The organism is Paraburkholderia sp. SIMBA_053 (assembly GCF_046534895.1).
GTDB classification, from domain to species: Bacteria; Pseudomonadota; Gammaproteobacteria; order Burkholderiales; family Burkholderiaceae; genus Paraburkholderia; species Paraburkholderia caledonica.
The window spans coordinates 1-271 of the sequence record NZ_JAWRXU010000707.1 but is presented as its reverse complement, the minus strand read 5'-3'; the positions used below and the strand labels follow the sequence as shown (position 1 = coordinate 271).

1 protein-coding gene is annotated in these 271 nt (G+C 52.4%); it reads right to left on the bottom strand.

The genetic code is table 11. The features are described 5' to 3' along the window. On the bottom strand, positions 1-271 hold a 271-nt coding region (locus SB753_RS37405; protein ID WP_410805195.1), incomplete at both ends, for a hypothetical protein.

The window sequence follows — 271 nt, the reverse complement described above, 5'->3', positions numbered from 1 at the left end:
GAGTGGCCCCATCCAGCTATCAATATGAAAACTCAACTTGTTAGCATTCAATACAGGCTGTTGTACGACAACCGGTGAGCGGCCATCAAACTCCACTAAAGCGTGTACTTTGCCATCCGTAAGAGTAAGTAGCGCCAATTTGCCTTTTATTGCACTGCCGCGCAGCCGCTCGAAGTGAAAATGCCAGGCAGACCATCTGCCCGGTGCTGATAAATCTGGCTGCGGCCGTTTTGCCGGTGCCGGGTCGTTACGATAGTGAAAGGCGGCGAAC